This window comes from uncultured Microbulbifer sp. (genome assembly GCF_913055755.1).
In the GTDB taxonomy this organism is placed as follows: Bacteria; Pseudomonadota; Gammaproteobacteria; order Pseudomonadales; family Cellvibrionaceae; genus Microbulbifer.
Window position 1 is genome coordinate 14,857 of the sequence record NZ_CAJXKH010000019.1, and the last position, 22,392, is coordinate 37,248.

Annotated in this window: 14 protein-coding genes; 4 read left to right on the forward strand and 10 right to left on the reverse strand. The window is 58.1% G+C overall.

The window, feature by feature from the left end:
• Positions 1-12: 12 nt before the first annotated feature.
• Both QZ511_RS05405 and QZ511_RS05410 read left to right on the forward strand, forming a co-directional pair.
• On the forward strand, positions 13-1,326 hold the full coding sequence (locus QZ511_RS05405) for a serine hydrolase (RefSeq protein ID WP_295800105.1): 1,314 nt from the start codon (positions 13-15) through the stop codon (positions 1,324-1,326).
• Positions 1,327-1,457: 131 nt separating this feature from the next.
• Positions 1,458-3,311, forward strand: coding sequence for an ATP-binding protein (locus QZ511_RS05410; protein ID WP_295800108.1), 1,854 nt, complete (start codon positions 1,458-1,460; stop codon positions 3,309-3,311).
• A 156-nt stretch (positions 3,312-3,467) separates the two neighbouring features.
• On the opposite strand, the gene katG is transcribed toward QZ511_RS05410, so the two are convergent.
• From katG to QZ511_RS05455, 9 genes are all read right to left on the reverse strand, one after another.
• Complete coding sequence (katG, locus tag QZ511_RS05415) at positions 3,468-5,684, reverse strand: catalase/peroxidase HPI (RefSeq protein WP_295800110.1); 2,217 nt, start codon at positions 5,682-5,684, stop codon at positions 3,468-3,470.
• A 192-nt stretch (positions 5,685-5,876) separates the two neighbouring features.
• The gene (locus QZ511_RS05420; protein ID WP_295800113.1) at positions 5,877-7,061 is read right to left on the reverse strand and encodes a sialidase family protein; all 1,185 of its coding nucleotides are present in this window, start codon (positions 7,059-7,061) and stop codon (positions 5,877-5,879) included.
• A gap of 70 nt (positions 7,062-7,131) precedes the next feature.
• Positions 7,132-7,662, reverse strand: a complete 531-nt coding sequence (locus tag QZ511_RS05425) for a DsrE family protein (protein ID WP_295800116.1) — start codon at positions 7,660-7,662, stop codon at positions 7,132-7,134.
• 50 nt (positions 7,663-7,712) lie between these two features.
• Positions 7,713-9,422 carry a diguanylate cyclase gene (locus tag QZ511_RS05430; protein WP_295800119.1) on the reverse strand — a complete coding sequence of 570 codons (1,710 nt, stop codon included), beginning with the start codon at positions 9,420-9,422 and terminating at the stop codon, positions 7,713-7,715.
• 161 nt (positions 9,423-9,583) lie between these two features.
• Complete coding sequence (locus QZ511_RS05435; protein ID WP_295800122.1) at positions 9,584-11,149, reverse strand: alpha-L-arabinofuranosidase C-terminal domain-containing protein; 1,566 nt, start codon at positions 11,147-11,149, stop codon at positions 9,584-9,586.
• A gap of 319 nt (positions 11,150-11,468) precedes the next feature.
• Positions 11,469-13,343: a family 43 glycosylhydrolase gene (locus QZ511_RS05440; protein WP_295800126.1), complete on the reverse strand. Its 1,875-nt coding sequence runs from the start codon at positions 13,341-13,343 to the stop codon at positions 11,469-11,471.
• 14 nt (positions 13,344-13,357) lie between these two features.
• Positions 13,358-15,310: a glycoside hydrolase family 97 protein gene (locus QZ511_RS05445; protein ID WP_295800129.1), complete on the reverse strand. Its 1,953-nt coding sequence runs from the start codon at positions 15,308-15,310 to the stop codon at positions 13,358-13,360.
• A gap of 89 nt (positions 15,311-15,399) precedes the next feature.
• Positions 15,400-16,347, reverse strand: coding sequence for a glycoside hydrolase family 43 protein (locus QZ511_RS05450; RefSeq protein WP_295800131.1), 948 nt, complete (start codon positions 16,345-16,347; stop codon positions 15,400-15,402).
• A 54-nt stretch (positions 16,348-16,401) separates the two neighbouring features.
• Positions 16,402-17,433, reverse strand: a complete 1,032-nt coding sequence (locus QZ511_RS05455; protein ID WP_295800134.1) for a glycoside hydrolase family 43 protein — start codon at positions 17,431-17,433, stop codon at positions 16,402-16,404.
• Positions 17,434-17,661: 228 nt separating this feature from the next.
• Here QZ511_RS05455 and QZ511_RS05460 point away from each other — a divergent pair, with 228 nt between their 5' ends.
• Positions 17,662-18,726 carry an arabinan endo-1,5-alpha-L-arabinosidase gene (locus QZ511_RS05460; protein WP_295800137.1) on the forward strand — a complete coding sequence of 355 codons (1,065 nt, stop codon included), beginning with the start codon at positions 17,662-17,664 and terminating at the stop codon, positions 18,724-18,726.
• 129 nt (positions 18,727-18,855) lie between these two features.
• A complete protein-coding gene (locus tag QZ511_RS05465; protein ID WP_295800139.1) occupies positions 18,856-21,297 on the forward strand; it encodes a glycoside hydrolase family 127 protein in 2,442 nt (813 codons plus the stop codon).
• Positions 21,298-21,475: 178 nt separating this feature from the next.
• On the opposite strand, the gene QZ511_RS05470 is transcribed toward QZ511_RS05465, so the two are convergent.
• Positions 21,476-22,390, reverse strand: coding sequence for an SMP-30/gluconolactonase/LRE family protein (locus QZ511_RS05470; RefSeq protein WP_295800141.1), 915 nt, complete (start codon positions 22,388-22,390; stop codon positions 21,476-21,478).
• Positions 22,391-22,392: the final 2 nt, after the last annotated feature.

Here is a 22,392-nt window from a genome sequence, read left to right on the forward strand (position 1 = left end):
ACAATCACAGCGGTGTCTTTATTAATCGCCGCCAGCGCCGCCGTTCATGCGGCAGAGCCAGAACCAAAACACCAGCTACCGCAACAGTTTTCCATAAAAGAAACAAAAGACCCGCAGCAAGGAAAGGCAATAGAGAGCCTAGATACTCTACTGCAATCTTTTGTCGACGAAGAAAAGGCCAGCAGTCTCGCCGGCTTTGTGGCCGTGGGTGGTGAAATCATTTATTCCAACGCCTTTGGCTGGAAAGACAAGGAGAATCGCATCCCCGCTTCCGTGGAAGACTATTACGTCCTGTTTTCCCAGACCAAAGCCATTACCACCGTTGCCTTCATGACTCTGGTGGAACAGGGCCTGGTGGATATCAACGATCCGGTGTCCAAGTACTTTCCCGGTATCTCAGATCGGGTAATCACTGCCATCAATGACGACGGCAGCTACGAAACACGTCCCGCCACTACCCCCATGACGTTTGTCCACCTGATGTCACATACCTCTGGCTTGAATGCCGGGCTCGCCGGTCAGGCGCGCCTGGCGGACACAGGGACACCGGGTGTGCCACTGGGGTTCGATGGCAAAGAGCCGAAGATCCAGCCCAGTGGGCAGCATACCGGAGGCGGCAATTACCAGGCGCGCTTCCTGAAACAAGAAATGCTAGACCTGGCGAAATATCCCCTCGGTTTCGACCCCGGCTCTGAATGGAACTACCACGTCAGTACCAACATGCTCGGCTACCTGATCGAACGTATTTCCGGCCAGCCGCTACAGGAGTATGTCCGCGAGAAGGTGCTGGACCCGCTGGGTATGGACGAAACCGACTGGTACTACGCCCCCGAGGCGCAGGAACGCTTCGTGAAGCCCTATAGCCTGGTGGATGGCAAACTGGTGCCAGGGTCGGAGGGCTATAGCCGGGGAGCGGTTAGCGCACAGCAGCCCTACGCAGAGGGCGCCATCGGCCTGAACGGCCCCATCGAGGACTATGCCCGTTTCTGCCAGATGCTGCTCAACAAGGGGACATTCAATGGTCATCGGATCCTGAAGCCGGAAACCGTGGAGCAGATGACCAGCATCAACCGACTCCCCAAGCCCGCAGACCCGAACAATCACTTCCAGTTTGGCCTGGGGTTCGAGCTATTCAATGCGCACAAGAAACCGGTACCGGCGGTGTCCGACTCCGCCTATTCCTGGGGCGGCATGATGGGCACGGCCTATATCATCGACCCGGAACGCGATCTGATCGCACTGTTTTACCTGAATATGTACCAGCGTGACGACCTCTATACCGGGTTCCTGCGCCAGGCCTATCAACTCGCCAACCAGCAGCATTAGCGCCCAACCCCGCGCCCTGCCCTGACGCCATCCATGCTTCAGGGCAGCCGCGGGCCGGGACAGTAACATATTGCCGAGTTCCGCCGGTTTGGGTAGGGTGATAAATCACCAACACCATCACGGACCACGCCATGAAACTCGCAACATGGGTGCAGTCACCGCTCTATCGACGATTCCTTGCCAGCTGCCTGGTCGTATTTATCCTGGTGGGCGCAGGTGAGTGGTTGATCTTCACCGGTTTACCCCGAGACGCGCAATTGGCTGGATCCGCGGCAAGGGTATTGCTCGCTACCCTGCTGATGGGCATTGTCTGCTACCTGCTCCTGAGCTGGCAGCTGCGGCTGACCAGGCGCCTGGCGTCCATGCTGGTCCACCAGGAAAAGCTCAATACCCAGTATCAGCGGGAGCTGAATGAGCGGGAGGCAACCGAACAGGCGCTGTCTGACCAGCTGCAATTTCTGCAAATCCTGGTGGATGCCATTCCGGCGCCCATTTTCTACAAGGATGCCGAGGGTATTTACACCGGTTGTAACCGGGCGTTTGAGGCCTTCCTCGGCAAGCCGCGGGAAGAAATCGTTGGACGCTCGGTGTACGGCGTCTCTCCCGGCCCCCAGGCAAGCATCTATCACGAGAAAGACATCGAACTGATGCGCCAGCGAGGGAGCCAGGTCTATGAATCCCAAGTGGTCTATGCCGACGGCACCCTGCACGATGTCATTTTTAACAAAGGCGCGTACGAAACCAAGGATGGCCGCCTCGCCGGACTGATCGGGGTCATCCTGGACATTACGGAGCGCAAGACTCTGGAGCGCGAGCTGGTCCAGGCAAAAGAAAAGGCGGAGTTCTACAGTCGCTCCAAAACGCAGTTCCTGACCAATATGAGCCACGAGATCAGGACACCGCTGAACGCGATCGTCGGATTCAGCCAGGTACTCCTGAATCGCAGCGGCAGTCATAGCTTGCCCGGGGAGTTTCACGACTTCCTGGAAAAGATCGCCATCAGCGGCCAGGGCCTGGCGGAGCTGGTCAACGATGTGCTCGATATATCCCGTATCGAAGCCGGCAAGATCGAGGCGATAGACGAGGACTTCCAACTGCGCCAACTAGCAAAGTGCATTCTCATCTCCTGCGAACCCCAGGCTGCCCACAAGGGGCTCCGGCTACAGTGCGACATCGATCCAGCCCTGCCGGAATACATCCGCAGTGACCGGGGCAAATTGTCCCAGATTCTGATCAACCTGATCGGCAATGCGATCAAGTTTTCACCCGCCGGCGCGACCATTGATATCACACTCCAATACCGCAAAGACGGAGATGGTGGCCCGCAACTCGCCATCGAAGTCATCGATTACGGGATCGGTATTCCCCCGGAGCAACAGGCGATTATCTTCGAGCCGTTTGAACAGGTGGACAAGTCGGCAGCAGGTCAGTCCGGGGGAACGGGCCTGGGACTCCCGATTACCAACAGCCTGGTACAGCTCCTCGGGGGGGAAATCAGCCTGACAAGTGAGGCGAATACAGGTACCTGTTTCCGTGTACTGCTCCCATTGCGAGAGGGGTGTCAGGCGGCGCCTTTGCCCGAATCCGGCGGCGAGGTGCGCACGTCAGTACAAGGTATCAGGGCGCTGGTTTTTGAGGACAACGCCGTCAACCAGACCCTGATGCAGGCCTTCTGCGATGATCTGGGAATTACCGTGTCCTTTGTCGCGAATGGCTACGATGGTATCGCCCGCGCCACTGAACTTCGCCCCGATATTATTTTTATGGATGTGCAGTTACCCGGTATCAGCGGTATTGAGGCCACCAAGGAGATTCGCCAGACTCCGGAAATCGAACAGACACCGATCATCGGCCTGTCGGCCGCTGCTTTCAGTGAACAAAAGGATACCGCTCTCGGCGCGGGTATGGATGACTACCTGACCAAACCCGTGTCGTTACCGCAACTGATATCCACCATCCAGAAACACCTTGTTGCCCACTCATAACCAGAAGACCACTCCAGCGGGCTTTCTCGCGAAAAATACGCAGCTACCAGCACAAAGAAAAACAAAAAAGGGCAGCCTTTTGGCTGCCCTCTGGGTGCTATTGCAATCCAGTTGCTCTGTGAATCCATCCCATGGATCCATCCCGTAAAAACTGGATTACTTCAGGTCGAAACGGTCCAGGGTCATGACTTTGGTCCATGCAGCGACGAAGTCGTTCACAAACTTCTCGTCGTTGTCATTGGCCGCGTACAGCTCGGACACTGCGCGCAGTTCGGAGTTGGAGCCGAAAATCAGGTCTACCGGGGTGGCAGTCCACTTCACTTCACCAGTCTCGCGATCTTTGCCTTCGTACAGACCATCTTCCTTGAAGGACTTGGACCACTTGGTGTCCATATCCAGCAGGTTGACGAAGAAGTCGTTGCTCAGGGTGCCCGGTTTGTCGGTAAATACGCCGTGCCTGGAGTCGTCGTAGTTCGCACCCAGGGTGCGCATTCCGCCGACCAGTACGGTCATTTCCGGCACACTCAGGTCCAGCAGGTTGGCGCTGTCGATCAGCATGTCCACCGGCATCAGGTGCGCTTCCTCGCTGTAGTAGTTGCGGAAGCCGTCGGCCTTGCGCTCCAGGTAACCGAAGGACTGAACGTCGGTCATTTCCTGCGTGGTATCGTTACGCCCCGGCTTGAACGGCACGGTGATGTCGTAGCCGGCTTGCTTCGCTGCCTGCTCGATCGCCGCGGCACCGCCGAGAACAATCAGGTCAGCCATGGACACCTGCTTGTTACCCCAGGCGCTGCTGTTGAATTCCTTCTGGATCTTCTCCAGCTCGCCCAGAACCTTGTCCAGCTCCTGCGGGTTGTTCACCGCCCAGTCTTTCTGCGGTGCCAGACGAATGCGCGCACCATTGGCACCACCGCGCATGTCGGTAATACGGAAGGAAGAGGCGGACGCCCAGGCAGTACGCACCAGCTCCGCGGTGGTCAGGCCGCTGTCCAGCACTTCGGCTTTCAGCTTCTTGACGTCGCGATCGCTGATCAGCTTGTAATCCACTGCCGGAATCGGATCCTGCCAGCTCAGCATTTCGGCCGGAACCTCGTCACCCAGGTAGCGTGCGCGCGGGCCCAGGTCGCGGTGAGTCAGTTTGAACCAGGCCTTGGCGAAGGCTTTCTGGAACTCTTCCGGGTGCTTGTGGAAACGCTCGGCGATTTCCTTGTACTTCGGATCGAAGCGCATGGACAGGTCGGTGGTAAACATCATCGGCGCGTGGCGTTTGCCATCGACGTGGGCGTCCGGAACAAATTTCGCCTGCTCGGCGTTCTTCGGCTCCCACTGGGTAGCGCCCGCCGGGCTCTTGGTTTTCACCCACTCGAAGCCGAACAGGTTGTCCAGGAACTGGGAGCTCCAGGCGATCGGGTTGGCGGACCAGGCGCCTTCCAGGCCGGAGGTGATGGTGTCTTCGGAGTGGCCCTTGCCACACTTGTTTTTCCAGCCGAAGCCCTGCTGTTCGATCGGGGCTCCACCCGGTGCTGCGCCCAAACACTCTTCCGGCTTGTGCGCACCGTGCGCCTTACCGAAGGTGTGGCCACCGGCGATCAGTGCCACGGTTTCTTCGTCACTCATCGCCATGCGGCCGAAGGTGTCGCGGATGCGGTGACCGGCAGCCACCGGGTCCGGGTTGCCGTTGGGGCCTTCCGGGTTCACGTAAATCAAGCCCATGTGGTCAGCGGCCAGCGGCTTTTCCAACTTTTTGCTGTCAAAACGCTTGTCGTTGCCCAACCACTCGCGCTCGGAGCCCCAGTAAACCACGTCCGCTTCCCAGTCGTCTTCACGGCCACCGGCGTAACCGAAAGTCTCGAAGCCCATGGATTCCAGGGATACGTTACCGGCCAGTACCATCAGGTCGCCCCAGGAAATGCTGTTGCCGTACTTCTGCTTCACCGGCCATACCAGGCGGCGGGCCTTGTCCAGGCTCACGTTGTCCGGCCAGCTGTTCAGCGGCTCGAATCGCTGCTGGCCGCCACCGGCGCCACCGCGACCGTCGTAGACACGATAGGTGCCGGCACTGTGCCAGGCCATACGGATAAAGAAGGGACCGTAGTTACCGTAGTCCGCGGGCCACCAGTCCTGGGAGGTGGTGAGGACTTCCCTGAGGTCTTTCTTGACTGCCTCCAGGTCCAGCTTGCTGAAGGCTTCCGCGTAATCGAAGTCTTCGCCCAGCGGGTTGGACTTTTCTGCATTCATGCGCAGCGGTTGCAGGTCGATACGGTTTGGCCACCAGTCTTGGTTGGACATGGTCTCATTTGCCGAAGCAGCAGTGACGTTGACGGAGATGGCCGTTGCCATGGCTACCGCCAGGGAGAGGGATTTCTTGAGCATTGAATTGCGTTCCTTATAGTCTCATCAATCAAACAATGACAGGCTATAGGGTTACGCAATCACTCTGAAATTAGACGTTATTATTGTCCTTATAGCGGGAGGCAATCTTAAAAAGTACAACCATAGATTTAAAAAATAACTCTGATAGTCATACCCAATAAACAGGACGCGCTACGCCGCACGCAAAATGGTTTATTTTGCGGCTGCGGCCAGGCTCGCAACCGGCACCCGGGTAATGGTGATATCTTCCTTGTTCTCCGCGTAGGCCACGTACAGAAAATCGTTCCACACCAGTGACTTGGGGTAGCTGAATCCTTTCCGCTTGTAGCGGCCCTCATACCGCGGTGGTGCAAGCTGCAGGCCGCCGGCACGCAAAAGAAATGCGCGGTCAAATTGCTCGCCATCCTCACTCAGGCTCACAACCAGCGGCTCGCGCGTTTTCGAACCACTGGGATTATTCACCAGAAACACACTGCCGTCCGGCAGGTTACCGGCGCTCTGTTTGGCCCGGGAGTCGGGGAAATTGGTGACCTCCGCCCGGGTCCATGCCTCACCGCCATCCTCGCTGACCGCAGCCAGCACACGGAAACTGCTTTGCTGATCCCGGAACACCATCACCAGCGCACCGTCTTTCCGCTGGAAGTTGCTCGGTTCAATTTCCCGGCTGACACCGTCTTTCAGCGAACTGTTTTCAAAGGTGCCCAGTCGCCAACCGGAAAGCCCCGAAGCTTCGTCCGTATAGATCGGTATCGCTTGCAGCCCCGGCTGTCGATGCAGCGCGGTTACGATTCTGCTGCGCCCGTCTTCCCCTACCGGGTAGCGGTGGAAGTCCTGTTCGATAACTCCGTTGAGCGGCTTGCCATCGGCAAAAGTCGGGTTACCGACATTTTCCCAGTGCGCCCCGTCATCGCTTGCCAGTACTTCGACGAATCCACCGCGGGGTTCCAGGGAGTCCGGCCAGACATTCACAAACGCGTACAGGGTTCCGCCGTTGGACCACCAGCCACCACTGGTAACCACTGCGTCTTTTCGTGCGGGAGCCAGTGCCCTGGCCTCACTCCAGTGCACTCCGTCATCGCTACTGGCATACAGCACCCGCGTATCCGCTGCGTCCTCATCCCTGCGGGAGCTCTGCCACTGCACATAGAGCTTGCCCTTATGGGCAAACAGCACCGCACCGTGGTTGTACTGGCTGACAGCGGGAACCGCCTGGTAGACAATCGCGGTTTCACTTCCTGCGGCCTCAGGCAACCCGAGGGTTTCCGGCATAGCGGGATCAAACAGATCTTTCGCAATAGAGAATGGCGCAGCCATTACCAGTGCCCCCGAGAAAAGCAGGAACGCGGCCAGGGCCAGTTTCAAACCCTTGTCAGCCAATGCCGTTTTACACACGCCAGGTACCTCCCAAAAAATCGCCATATCACTCGCAGCCAGATAGTCGCATGTTTCAGAACGGATTTAGTGTATAACCGTTTTGCTGCAGTAATGCATGCGCGGTCATCGCGGACAGTGCCATTTCCACACCGGGCAGCAACTGTGTGTTATCAATCTCCTGGTAAGCGGCAGATTGTCCGCACAGGATAACCCGTACACCGTGTTTCTGCAGTTCCGCGAGCAGTGGAGCGTTGGGATTTTCCCCGCCAAATTTTTCCACAAAGAATTTGTTCCCGAGCAGGTCAAAACCGGCCTTGCCATGTACCACCAGCGCCAGCTCGACCTGTTGTGGCGGCACACCTGCCCGAGCCTGCATGTTCAGGAAACGAGCCAGGCTTTCAAACCGCCGGTTTGTTTTCCCATGCTCCCCCTGCTCAGCCACGTCGAATGCGACCTTGAAGTGTTCTTTGCCACTCAGCGGCGCAGTCTGCGTGACCTCGGCGACACCACCGTAATTCTTGATTACCGGGCCCTTGCTGAAATCTGCGGCGAATATTGCCGGAGACAAAAGGAAAAGAAGTACTGCGCTCAATGGTTTCATCATTCTCTAATCACAAATATTCATTTAAAAAAAGCTGCATCGGTGCCGACAGTTTACTGGCTTGGTGCGGTGTTCGCGTGTGCGGCAGGTGCCAACTCGAATTGCTCGACTTCCGCCCGGTTGCGCCCGGCCAGCTTTGCCCGATACAGCGCTGCATCGGCGGCCTCGAATAGCTGTACCGCGGAAGCATAATTATCCTGCGCGAAGGTTGCCACGCCGATACTCGCGGTTAACGACATTTCATCCAACTCCAGCTCGGCCACCAGGCTGACCAGCCGCTCGGCGACCGCGGCCGCCTGTTCGCCACTGGTGCGAGGCAACAGAATGGCAAATTCCTCGCCGCCATAGCGGCAGGCCAAGACCGGCTTGCGCACCTGTTTGAGAATGAGCTGACCAATGGCATGAATGGCGCGATCACCCTGGCTGTGGCCGTAGCGATCGTTGATGGATTTGAAGTGGTCCAGGTCGAGCATCAACAGTGACAGGGGAGTGCTGTTACGCGCAGCACTGCAGAACTCCCGCGGCAGCTGTTCATCGAAGTGGCGACGGTTATAAAGCCGGGAGAGCTCGTCAATATAGCCGCGCTTGTGGATTTCGCTGACCCGTGCGCCGAGCGCCAGCGACAACAGCACCATTTCAACTAGCGCGCCCACCTGAAAGGCGTTCTGGGTGAAGCCATTGTGCGGCAAAACGCCGAACGTTTTCAGCATATAAACAATCACACTTCCGAGCAGTGTAACCCAGGCCACCATAAAGTACCGGGCGGATACAGAGCCGCGCAGCAGGCTCATAGTACCCATGGCCAGCAGCAGTATGCAGATAACCAGGGTTAATGCGGAAAACACCAGGATCATCAACCGGTAACCGAACACCGGTGCCAGCAGCGTGAGCGGAACCAAGGCCCACATCAGGTTTCGCGCCACCCAGTCGAGACGGGGTGACAGTTGCCGCCCGGAGCAGATCTTGCGCGCAAACTGGATGGCGAAGATCAGGGACAGGCCGAGCAGAACGATCAGGATCTCATTGCCGAGCCAGGGATTTTGCGGCCACAGGAACTGGAATGAGACGCCGTTGTGCACACCAAAATAGAGTCCATAACTGATCGCATATCCCATGTAGTACACGTAGGCGCGGTCGCGCACGGCCAAAAACAGGAACAGGTTGTAAATCACCAGTACCAGAAAGCCGCCGTAATAGATACCCAGCAGAAACTGCTCCAGTCCCAGTTCTGGGAGGAAGGCTGTTTCGCCGCTGACCGAGAGACCGATATTGAGCGAGCCCTGTGTGGCAAAGCGCATGTAGTAGGTGCGTTCACTGTGAGGTGGCAGCAGCACCGGAAATACAAAGTCCCGCAGAGGCAGCGCGCGGCTGGCAAATGGCTCACGGTCACCGGTAGCGGTGTGCTGCCACTGGCCCGAGGCATCCTCGGCCCAGAACTCCAGGTAGTCAATCAGGGGGTAGTCCTGGCGAATCACCAGCGGCAGAGGTTGCTCAGAGTCATTGCGCAGGGTAAAAGTGGCCCAATAGGCCGCGGAGGAAAAACCGAAGTTGGCAGCGTTGCCGGATACCGGCTGGAAGGCTTGCTGTGCCTGAGGCTGCAGGACTTCGCGGAACTGTAGCTGTCCCTGCGGATCCTGAAGCAGGCGGAGATGGGGGGTCAGGGACACGGTTCCACTATTCGGCGCCACCGTCAGTGGCTCGGCCCGGCACCAGGCCACCAATAACACGAGACAGGCTCCCAAAAGCACTCTGGCGATATTCATCGCGATTCCGGTCCACTTTATTGTTATTTGCGCTGCCGGGATGGTACCACAGTCGCAACCGGTACCAGTTGACTGGTAGCCCACCTGTCGCAGTGATCACAAAAAAGCGGATGGCAGTATCTCCCCTACCATCCGCCGGTATCATCTGATCGACGTTACTTTCAGGAGCTCAGTGCCACCACCAGTACAGATTTTGCGGGCACCTCCAGCTGCAGGTTACCGTTGTCTTCATCCGCGCGGTAAGCTGCAGGTTCCACCCGCGCTGGGGAGTCGAAGCTGTTGTGCGCGTCCATGGCGTCAGCGGTCACCAGTCGCCCAGACGCAGCAACCACTTCTGCACCTTTAACTCGTACCGCTATGCTCTGTGCCTGGTTCGGATTCAGGTTGACCAGTGACAGGTAGAGCTTGCCATCTTTGCCCCGCGCCGCAGACGCGCTGATTCCCGGCAGGGATTGATCGCCCACGGAATAGGTGCGGGGGTTCTCGATCTCCAATGGAAGTGACGTCGCATCCTGGAAAACCTGGTACAGGTCGTAAACGTGGTAGGTCGGGGTCAGGACCATTTTGTCCTCATCGGTGAGAATCATGGCCTGCAGCACATTTACCATCTGCGCGATATTGGTCATGTGTACCCGGTCCGCATGGGCGTGGAAAATATTGAAGTTGATCGCCGCGACCAGGGCATCCCGCAGGGTATTCTGCTGGTACAGGAAGCCAGGCTCCCGCCCCTCTTCCGGGTTGTACCAGGTGCCCCACTCGTCCACATAGAAGCCGAGCTTTTTCTCCGGATCGTTTTTGTCCAGTACCTTTTTGTTGGCCCGGATAAACTCGTCCATGCGCATGGTCTGCCACAGGGTGGAGAACCACTGCTCTTCACCAAACCCCGTAGACTCTCCCTTGTCCTCCCATTCACCGGTGGGCAGGGTATAAAAGTGGAAACTGATTCCATCCATCTGCCGCTGGATATTCCTGCTGAGCTCATCGGTCCAGGAAGTGTCTGTGGTGTGACCACCACTGGCAACATACCTGGGCTCGCTGCCGCGGGGTGTTTTCAGGAAGGTGGCAAAGTGGTTGTAGAGGTCGGCATAGTAATCTGGCTGCATATGCCCGCCGCAACCCCAGGCTTCGTTACCGATACCGAAATAGGCCACTTTCCAGGGTTTATCGCGACCGTTGTTGCGGCGCTCTTCCACCACCGCAGATTTGCTGGTACCGGTAATGTACTCCAGCCACTCGGCCATCTCCCGCGGATTGCCGGTGCCCAGATTGCCGTTGACATAGGCCTCTGCACCGAGCAGTTCCACCAGCTCAAAGAACTCGTGGGTACCGAAGGCATTGTCTTCTTCCACCCCACCCCAGTGGGTATTCACCCGCACCGGGCGCTGATCCCGCGGGCCTATGCCGTCGCGCCAGCGGTATTCATCGGCAAAACAGCCACCGGGCCAGCGCACCAGGGGCACGTGGATATCGCGCAGGGCTTCGACCACGTCGGTGCGGAAACTGTTGATGTTATCGATCTCCGAGTCCTTCCCCACCCAGATGCCGCCGTAGATACCGCGCCCGAGATGCTCGGCAAACTGCCCGTAGATATCGCGGTGAATGGTGGCGCCCGGTCGGGTGGCGTCAATGGTGACCTGAGGAATATCATCGGCAGCGACTGCCGAAATTGAAAGGGCGCTTGCAAGCGCGGCGAGGTACTTTCTCAGTTTTACAGGTTTCAGCTCCATGCGTTTTCTCCACTATTTTTATAGTTAGACGTTTCAGAATAAAAAAAGGGGTGGTCTACATCGCTGCAGCCACCCAAGCCCGATAAAACTCGGTATACACACTCACTAACAACAAAACTCGGAACGGGTGCGAATTCGCTCAGAAAACAATACTTCAATGCGAAGGCGCCGATGCCGGGGACAGCCTTGTGAGACCTTCAAAAACAGGATGTTTTTGCAGAGCCCCCAGGGATGGGTTCACGGCGTGTCTCACAAGGCTGTCCCCGGCAGCGGTGCCGCCACGTAATGCTTCGAAAGCACTCTTCTGGAATCCAGTGTTTTATCCCTGCGCAGGCACCTCCCGCAGCTGGAACTTCTGGCAGTCGCTATCCGCCGCCGGTGCCTGGGCGAACGTAGTGCCTTCGGCGAGACCGCAATGGGCCAGGTCCAGATTGTGCTTGCTCTCACGATTCTGAATCTGCAGGTTGCCATCTGCCAGCGGCTGCAAACGCCACTGACTGCTGGTGCCATCACAGCTGCCCAGTACCGCGGGGGCGCCCGGAACAATCGCGCTGTCGGCAATGGTCATGCACTGGTCGCCGGTCTGGATTTTCACAAAGCCCTCTTCCGCGGGCTGGATGCTCCAGCGCTGGCAGGACTGCCCTTTCCAGGCACCCTGGCTGATATCCGCACCGCTTGCGCAGCCCGGCACCTGCAGTACGCGGCCGCTCTGCACGCTGGCGATGGCCACTTCCTGCGCCGGTTGCAGGGCCCACTGTTCACAGCCGTCGCCACTGCAATCCTTCGCTGCCAGCGGCTTGCCGGTGTCGCGGTTGACCAGCTGCACCCAGCCGTTTTCATTCTGGTTCAGCGTCCAGCGCTGGGCCTCAGTATTGGTCCAGGGTGCCAGCTCGCTGCTGGCATTGAGGAAATTGCCCGTGGCGGCACTGGCGAGGCGGTAGGCGCCGTCGGCGGTGTTGTCCAGCACCCACTGGCTGTCGCCGGCACTGCATACTTCAGTACCGGAACCGGTCAGGCACTGTCCGCTGGCGGCATTGCTGAGTTGCCACTTCGCGCCCTGTACTTCGGTAGTGATGGGGCCATTTTCGCCGGATGGCAACTTCTGGAATTCACCTTCCGGTACCGGGATCCCGAAGTTCGGGGTGCCGTCTTCATTCCAGGTGAACTTCTGTGCGCGCACCGAGCGGGTTGCACTGCAGCCGTCGGTCTCCCTGGAGTTGCCGTGGTACACAATCCAGTCTTCACTGCCGTCCGGCGATTTGAAGAAGCCGTTGTGACCGGGGCCGAATACGCCGTTACCGCGTTCGAAGACCGGTTTGTCGTACTTGGTCCAGGAGGCCGGATCCATCGGATCGTCGCCGGTGAGTTCCTTCATCGCCAGCTTGTAGTCCGGGGTATCACAGAAGCTGGCGGAATAGATCAGGAAGGTGCGACCGTCCTTTTTCAGGATCTCGGCGCCCTCGTTCACCTTGCGGCCACTCTGCTCCCACTCCGCCTCCGGGCGGGTAATCACCACCCGCGGCCCCTCGATGGACCAGGGATTGGTCATCCTGGAAATCCAGTTCAGCTGTTCATCGCCGACCCACTCGGACCACAACAGGTACAGCTGGCCGTTGTGTTCGAGATAGGTACCGTCGATATTCCAGCTATCCGGCATCGGCGAGCCCTTGTAGACGTAGGGGCCCATGGGATCGTCGCCGACACTTTCCAGCACCGACAGGTGCTGGTGGTCCAGGGTGCCGTGCTGGCCGGAGGTGTACATCAGGTACCAGCGCGGACCACTGGGGCCATTCAGGCGGTGGAATTCAAACGCCCAGAAATTGCAACAGCGATCCGGGTCGGTATCGGACCAGATGTTGACCGGGGCGGCGGTAGCGAGGCCATCCAGTGTCGGGGATTTACGCATCACCAGCTGTGAGGTCCAGGTGGTGGTGGTGAGGTAGTAGTTGCCGTCCCAATATTCCAGCCACGGATCCGCGCCGTTGGCAAACAGCGGGTTGGCGAACATGCCCTCCGGGGCGCCCGCCTGGGCATTTGCAGCTTGTGCTGGCTGTGTGGATGCAGCCGCATTTTCCGCCTTGGCCGCGGTCTTTTCCACACCGTCCACCGGGGGCTGACAGGCGGTGAGCGCCGCCAGCGCCACCCCGGCGAAGATCCCCTTGGGGGTAAAACCGGAGAGAGATTTCTTGTGCATTGTTCTACCTCGTTTTAATTTTTAACCAGGGAGTCCGCGGGAAAAGCCATTGCAAACCCGCCGTTGGCATTCATGGAAATTTTTACATTGGTGCCGCTTTCGATTTCGCGGTGTGTCAGGGTGCGCGCATCGCTTCCGTCGCCGATCACAGTGCCGAGACGGGCGCCCATAAATGACAGGTCCAGCGACAGCACTTTGTCGTTCTGTGTTGCATTGATGCCGGACACATACCAGGTATCGTCGCTGCGGCGGGCAATGACCACATATTGCCCCGGGTAACCGTCCAGCAGACGGCTCTCATCCCAGACTGCGGGGATTTCCCGCAGGTAATCACGCACGAATTGCGGTTCCGCGGCCATGCCGGTATCGCTCTCGGCAATATGCTGCAGACCGGACAGGAACAGCACCGGCAATGCCAGCTCGAAGCCGTTGCTGGTGCGGCGGTCGATATTGGGGATTTCGGAAAATACCGTGGGGGTAAAATCCATTGGATCGAAGGCGTTACGGGTGAACGGCAGCATCGCCATATGCGCGGCAGCCCTGTCCGCAGACGCTTGCATAAAGGTGATCATCTCGAAGCCGTGCACCGCTTCCGCGGTCATGAAATTGGGGAAGGTGCGCTGCAGCCCGCGCGGCAAGGAGGCGCCATGAAAATTTACCAGCAGCTGGAAATCCGCGGCATCGGCGAGAATCTGCCGGTAGTAATCAACCATCGACGCACCGTCACCGGCAAAGAAATCCACCTTGATACCCGCAATGCCCATCTGCTGCAGGCGGCCAAACTCTGAACGCCGCTGTTCGCGGGTCAGCAGTTTGCTTTTCGGGGTGTATTCGGTCTTGTTCCAGGCACCGGAAGAGTTGTACCACAGCAACAGGCGCACATTTTTTTCCGCCCCATAATCCGCCAGCTCGGCCATTTTTTCGTAACCGATATTCTGGTCCCAGTTCACGTCCACCAGTACGTAGGGCCAGCCCATGTCTGCCGCATAGTCGATAAAGCGCACCTGGGTGTCGTAGTTTACCGAGTCGTCTTTCCGCAGCGCCCAGCTCCAGCTGGCAGTACCCGGCCTTACCCACTCCATCGGCGCGATTGCAGGTTGCGCCAGGTCGGTACCCAGGGTGGACGCGGCGATGGTGTCCAGGCCGCCCACCGCAATAATTCGCCAGGGAGATCTAAAAGGCAGCTGCGACCGGGCCATCAGCGCGCCGTCGGTGTAGCGCTCCGCATCCGTGGGATACCCGATACGAAATTCACCAGCGTGCGCCTCACCCTGCAGGCGCGAGGCGTGGTAGCGGCCATCCATACCGGCTTCGCTGATCAGCACCCAGCCCCCTTCAGTTTTAAACAGTGCCGGAAAAGCCCAGCCCGCCTCGCTGGCCGGAAGTTCATTTACCGGCACATCCCTGCGGTAATGCTCTTCGTAGGATGGATTGGTATTCATCCAGCCAGTCTGGGCTACCGCCACCGGTTGCAGCCAGGCGCGAGTATTTTCGGTAAAGGCAAAGCTGGTGGTTTCGGCCTCGACGGTTTTTATTTCGGAGGACTGACCGGGAAGACTGTAGCGGAAGGCAATGCCGTCGTTGGAGATCCGGAAGGCGATATCCAGTTTTTGCCCGTTACCGTTCTGCAGGTGGAAAACCTGCTCCATCGCAGTGTAGGTATTGTGGCGACGTTTGCCGTGACGCAGAGTGTACTCGTCGTGTACCAGGGTCGGCTTGCCTGCGGAGACCAGCTGCAGATCCGAACTCAGGTCGCGGTCATTCAACACAATGCCCAACTCGGAATTGTGCAGCACCGTTACCTGATTGCGGCTCACGGCATAGCGCGCCTCACCGGTTTCGGTGAGGGAAAAGGTCACCTGCAGGCTGCCGTCGGGGCTCTGCAGGCTGTAACGCGGGTTGTGCTCGCAGGCAGTGATGACCAGCAGGTAGGTCAGCATCAGCGCCGGAATCAGGTATTTTTTCATCGCGATAGTGTCGGCTTATAAATTATTTTCCAGTAACACTGTCTTTTTCCGGCCGGAGCCTGCTTGCGGGCTCCGGCAACAGGGTAGGTTTACTTTACCGGTGCAACCCCCTCGGAAGTCATCACCACCCGCTTGATGGTGCCGTCTTCGTTGTAGTGGAGATCGTCGATGCACACCGAACGGCGGAAGCTGCCACCTTCCGGGGTGCCGCCGTTGTGATAGATAAAGAACGAACGACCCTTGTAATCGATGATGGACTGGTGGTTGGTATTCGAGTTGCCCGCCAGTTCGTTGAGAATACCCTTGTACTCCCACGGCCCCTCGATGGACTTGCTCATGGCATAGCCGATTTTCTCCGGGAAGCCCATGGCGTAGGTCAGGTAATAGTAATCACCGTGCTTATGCGCGTAGAGGGCTTCGGTGAAGTTCGGCAGGTCCAGGCTGTGGATCGGGCCGTCCAGCTCGATCATATTGTCTTTGAGCTTGGCCCAGCGCGGTTTGCTGTTGCCCCAGAACAGGTAGGCCTGGCCGTTGTCATCGATAAATACCGCCGGGTCCAGGTCGTCCCAGTCGATTTCGGTATCGGTGGTCATGTCGTTACTGACCAGTGCCTTGCCCAGGGCATCCTTGAACGGGCCGGTGGGGCTGTCGGACACGGCGACGCCGATAGCAAAACCGGGCTTGCTCTCATCGTGACGCACAGTGGTGTAGAAATAGAACTTTCCGTCTTTTTCCACTACATGGCTGGCCCAGGCATCGCCCCTGGCCCACTTGAAATTTTTTACCGCCAGCGGAGAACCTTCGTTTTTCCAGTTCACCATATCGGTGGAGGAGAACACCAGCCACTTGTGCATTTCGTAGAAGCCCTTGTTGTCTTTGGCTTCGTCGTGGCCGGTATACAGGTACACGGTATCGTCGTAAACCATCGCTGCCGGGTCGGCAGTGAGCACTTCGGTGATGGCAGGGTTGGCCGCTTGACTGGAGGCGGTGATCATCACCCCTGCAGCGGCCATAGCGGTCAAAATTCTGTTTTTCATACTCTCACTCACTTCTGCGTATTCTGCTTTTATTCGCGTCTGGTTCGGTAAACTTCAGTCTGCGGCCCGCTGGCGGAAATCCGGCATACCGTTTTCATCCCAGTACAACACTCGCACCCGGGTGGCACGATTGCCGTCCGACAACGGGTTGCCTTTGATTTCGCGGTAGTCCCGCGCGTGGTACACCAGCAGGTCCGTCACACCATCTTCGGCCAGGGTAAAGCTGTTGTGGCCGGGGCCGAAGCGCTTTACATCGGCATTGGTGGAAAACACCGGCTCCGGCGATTTATGCCAGATTTTCGGGTTCATCAGTTCCGCATCTGTATTCGCCCACAGCAGCCCCATCGCGTAATTGGCGTCGGTGGCACTGGCGGAATAACTGATGAATATGCGGCCGTTCTTTTTCAGCACCGCCGGGCCTTCATTGACCTTGTGCCCGCGGGTCTCCCACGCCAGCGTCGGCACCGACAGCACAATCACCGGTTGCCGGATTTTCGTCGGCGATGCCATTTCCGCCATCAGCAGCATCGAACCGCGGTCGCTCTCGGTGTCATACTGCGCCCACACCAGGTAGCGTTTGCCGGCGTGTTCGAAGGTGGTGGCGTCCAGGGAGAAACTGTCGACGGGTGTGGCAATGCGCCCCATCTCCTGCCAGTCACCCAGTAACGGGTTGGCGGACTCGTTGCGCAGGGCGTACATACGGATCTTCCACGGGTCTTCAACGTCACCCGCAGCAAAATAGATATACCAGGTGCTGTCTATGTAGTGCAGTTCCGGGGCCCATATATGGGCACCCATGGGGCCGGCAGCGTGCCTGCGCCAGATAACCTCGGCCTCGGCATCCGCGAGCCCGGCAACGGTGCGGGAACGGCGCAGTTCGATGCGGTCGTATTCCGGGACGGTAGCGATGAAGTAGTAATAGTCGTCGTGACGCAGCACCCACGGATCGGCCCTGCGGTCCACCAATGGCGAGGGAAGGTCCACTTGCAGGGTATCGCCCTGGGTCGCCGGCACTGCCGCCGCACTGGCGGAGAGCCAGACGCAGGCGCAGCCGAGCGCCCGGGTAAACAGGCTTCGGAATGTCATCGCTGCTTTCGTTATCGTTGTAGTCTTATGTTTATCCGCAGTCTGCCGGTGAGGAGCAAATACTCCCGGCCGGTTGCTGCGTCGGGAACAATATTATTATACTACTAATAACCTAACAACCCCGCTGTGGCCCTCTGACCGATTGGCCATACGACCGACGGAAGTCGGTGAGTTCCGCGGCATGGTTGCCGGGATGAGAGAAGCACAATAGATATAAGAGAAGCCGTTATGTTCCGACTTCCCGCTACCCAGCGGTCGCATTCCCGTGCCCTGGCCGCACTACTCGCAACTTGCATCGCCCTCCCCCTCACCGCCTGCGCCGACAGCGATGACAAACCGCAGCGCCAGATCGATGTGCACGACCCGGTGATGGCAAAGGAAGGGGATACCTATTACCTGTTCAGCACCGGTCCCGGTATCACCATCTACAGCTCGCAGGACATGCAGCATTGGAAGTATTCCGGTCGCGGTTTCGATGGCGAACCAGCCTGGGCGAAAAATGTCTCTGCCACTTTCAACGGCCACCTGTGGGCACCGGACATCGTCGAGCACGATGGCCGCTTCTACCTGTATTACTCGGTTTCCGCCTTCGGCAAGAACACCTCCGCCATCGGCGTAACCGTGTCCCCCACCCTGGACCCGAACTCTGCAGAGTACGGCTGGAAGGATCAGGGTATCGTGGTGCGATCCATTCCACACCGGGACCACTGGAACGCGATTGACCCGGCGGTGATATTCGACGAAGGCGGCACACCGTGGATGAGTTTCGGCTCTTTCTGGGAGGGTTTGAAGCTGGTGAAGCTGGATCCTTCCCTGACCAAGCTGGCAGAACCCCAGGAGTGGCACACCATCGCCCGCGGCGACCGGCCCAAATTCCAGCCTGTGGATAAAGCCGGCCCCGAGGAACTGGAAGCGCCGTTTATCTTCCACAAGAACGGTTACTACTACCTGTTTATTTCCCGCGGCCTTTGTTGCAAGGGCGACGACAGCACTTACCGTCTGGCCGTGGGCCGCGCCAAATCCGTAACCGGGCCTTACCTGGATAAAGATGGCGTGGATATGGCAAATGGCGGTGGCACACCCCTGATTGCCGGCAACAAGGCCTGGCCGGGGCTTGGACACAACAGTGCCTACACCTTTGATGGCAAAGATTATCTCGTCCTGCACGCCTATGAGTCTGCGGACAACGGACTACAGAAACTGAAGATCATGAACCTCAAGTGGGATAAAGATCTCTGGCCGATTGTTGATTCTGCTGAGCTGGATTCTTATCAGGGGTTCAAGGTTAGATAATTTGCTGGCGGGTTGTTTCGTGGTCTGTTTTTGCGCTAGTCCGGTAGCAACGCCGCCACAGTACTTGCTACAAAGCACACCATTGGATCAAAGCTTGGCTCCAAAAAATAAAAGCACCCAGAGGTAGCGATGAAAAAAATAATCCTGAGCCTGGCAATCAGTTCGATTGCGCTCACCGGCTGCACCAGCAAAAACGAACCCGGCGAAATGGAAGCCTTTCCACTCGACCAGGTGCGCCTGCTGGAAAGTCCGTTCAAACACGCCCAGGACACCAATATCCAGTACATCCTTGCGATGGATCCGGACAGGCTGCTGGCACCCTACCTCAAGGAAGCCGGCCTAAAGCCCAAAGCGGACAATTACGGCAACTGGGAAAACACCGGTCTCGATGGACATATCGGCGGACATTACATCACCGCCCTGAGCCTCGCCTGGGCCGCCACCGGCAATGAAGAAGTCAAGCAGCGCCTGGACTACATGCTCGATGAACTTAAGAGAGCGCAGGATAACAATGGCAACGGCTACCTGAGCGGCGTGCCCGGCGGCAAAGCCATGTGGAACGAACTGACCGAAGGAAGTATTCGCTCAGACCTGTTTACCCTCAACGACAAATGGGTACCGCTGTACAACATCCACAAAGTGTACGCCGGCCTGCGCGATGCCTACCTGCATGCAGACAGCCAGCAGGCACTGGACATGCTCATCGCCCTGTCCGACTGGGGTGCAAAGCTGATCGCCAAGTTCTCTGATGAGCAGGTGCAACTGATCCTGAAAAGTGAACACGGCGGCCTCAACGAGGTGTATGCCGACGTGGCGGCAATAACCGGGGACAGCAAGTATCTGGAAGTTGCCAAGCGCCTGTCTCACCGGGAAATACTGAACCCGCTGCAACAGCACCAGGACAAGCTCACCGGCCTGCACGCCAACACCCAGATCCCCAAAGTCATCGGCTACAAGCGGGTCGGCGACCTGGCCCACGACCAACAGTGGCAGGATGCGGCAGAGTATTTCTGGTACGAAGTGGTAGAGCATCGCACCGTCGCTATTGGCGGCAACAGCGTGCGCGAACACTTCCACCCCACCGACGATTTTGCCCCCATGATCGAGGACGTCGAAGGTCCGGAGACCTGCAATACCTACAACATGCTCAAGCTTACCGGGATGTTGTACCTGAGCAAGCCGGATACCCGTTACATCCGCTACTACGAACGCGCGCTCTACAACCACATCCTCTCATCCCAGAACCCGGACACCGGCGGCCTGGTGTATTTCACACCCATGCGCCCCAACCACTACCGCATGTATTCACAACCACAGGATGCCATGTGGTGTTGTGTCGGTTCCGGGATCGAGAATCACAGTAAATATGGAGAAATGATTTACGCCCATCGCGGCGACGAACTGTTCGTGAACCTGTTTATCCCCTCCACCCTGAACTGGGAGGAAAAAGGCATTCAGATCACCCAGGAAAACCATATCCCCGACACGGAAAACACCGCGCTTACGGTGACCGGTGACGGTGAGTTCAGCCTGAAACTGCGCTATCCGGCCTGGGTCAATGAAGGCGAACTGAGCATTGCGCTCAATGGCAAAAAGATTGCCGTCCAGGACAAGCCCGGCAGCTACATCACCATTCAGCGCGAATGGAAAAGCGGCGACCGCATTGAAGTAAACCTGCCCATGCACCCGGAAGCGGAGCAGCTTCCGGACAAATCCGATTACTACGCACTGACTTATGGCCCGGTGGTACTGGCGGCCAGGACTCAGCCTTTTGCCCACGAGCAACTGAACTTTTTCGCCGACGACAGCCGCATGGGGCATATCGCCAGCGGCCCAATGTGCCCTCAGGAAATGACGCCAACCTTCGTCAGTGAAGATCGCGACTTTATCCGCGGGCTGGAACGCCTGCCCGGTGAGGAACTGCGTTTTGCCGCTCCGGACAGTCTGCAGACCGCGGATATCCAGGCGCTGAAAACCGGCACTGCTGCCGCGACCCTACCCGCGCTGAACCCAAATGCCGGCAGCGGCCTGGAACTGATCCCGTTCTTCCGCGTGCACGAATCTCGCTACAGTGTTTACTGGCCCTACAGCACTCCGCAAGGCCTTGCGGAAAAGCAAAAACAACAGGAAGCGGAAGACCGTGCGCGACTGGCACTGGTACGGCAGACCATCGACAAGGTGGCACCGGGAGAGCAGCAGCCGGAAGCGGATCATTTCTTTGCCGGCTCCGGCACCGAAGCGGGCATTCACCACGGCCGCCACTGGCGCCACGCCAATGACTGGTTCGGTTACCAGCTGAAAGACCCCGGGCAGGAAGCACAAATGCTGCGCATTACCTACTACGGCCTGGACAGCGGCCGCAGCTTTCGCATCCTCGCCAATGATGTGGAAGTCGCCCAGGTAAAGCTGGATGGCAGTCGTGGTGACGACTTCTTCAGTGTGGATTACCCGGTCCCCCCTGCGGTGCTGGAGAGATCGGAAAATGGCTTGATCGCACTGCGCTTCGAGGCTGCGGAAAACTCCGTCGCCGGCGGCATCTACGGTGTACGACTGCTACGAGACAATCACTGAATCAGCGCAGCACCAGGCCGGCCACGGCCAGTGCTGCAGGCCCTACCCTCTTTGCCCGGAAATTCCGGGCTTTTTTATTCCCACAAGATTTTCCCTGCAAAGTTACACGCATAAAAAACGGGCCTCGCAGCCCGTTGTTGTGTCTGAATAGCTGACGAGCGCAGCTCAATCAGGCTTGTCAGGCGGTTTCCGCCAGCTTTTGTAACAACTGAACGGTACTGAAACGGAAGCCCATAATGCCCTTGAATGGCGTCTTGAACACAAACAGGTTACCCGCCTGCCACTCCCGATCCAGGGTCCATTCATTGAGGGATTCCTTCGCGGTGGTAACAAACATCAGGTCCATGTTGGCACCACCAAAGGTTACACAGGTAGGCTGGCTGACCGGCACCGGCACTGCGCCGGCGAGTTTGCCGTCCGGCGTATAGCGCTGGATACGCGCGCCGCGCCACTGCGCGGACCACAGATAGCCATCGGCGTCCACGGTGGCACCGTCCGGGTAGATACCGAACATGGTGCGGGCAAAGAGTTCGCGCTCGCCGAGGTCACCACGGCGGGCATCGAATTTGTAGCGGTAGATACTGCGGCGCGGGGAATCGGCGAAATAGAAGTGACTGGAATCCACGTCCCAGCAGCAACCATTGGAGATAAAGACGTTTTTCTCCTGTTCGCTGACCACGCCGTTTGGCTCCAGGCAGTAAAGTACCCCCGCAGCATCCTCGCGGCCGTCTTCCGCCATGGTGCCCGCCCAAAAGCGGCCCTGGCGGTCGATCTTGCCATCGTTGAAACGCAAACCGCTGCCCTTTTCCAGCAGGGTTTTCTGCCACAGGATCTGTCCGCGGCGATAGTCATACAGGGCGAAACCGGTCTCGAACGCAGCGACAATGCAGTCGTCGCGATCGGTAAAGGCGAAGGCACACAGGCGCTCGGGCGTATCAAACACCTCCAGCTCGCGACCCGGCCAGGTGAGCCGATAGAGTTTGCATTCGTGGATATCGGTCCACCAGACACTCTGCTCCTTCGAGTTCCACAGCACCCCCTCTCCGAGCGTGTTGCCGACTTCGATTGCGTCTATCCGCTGTACTTCAAGCATCG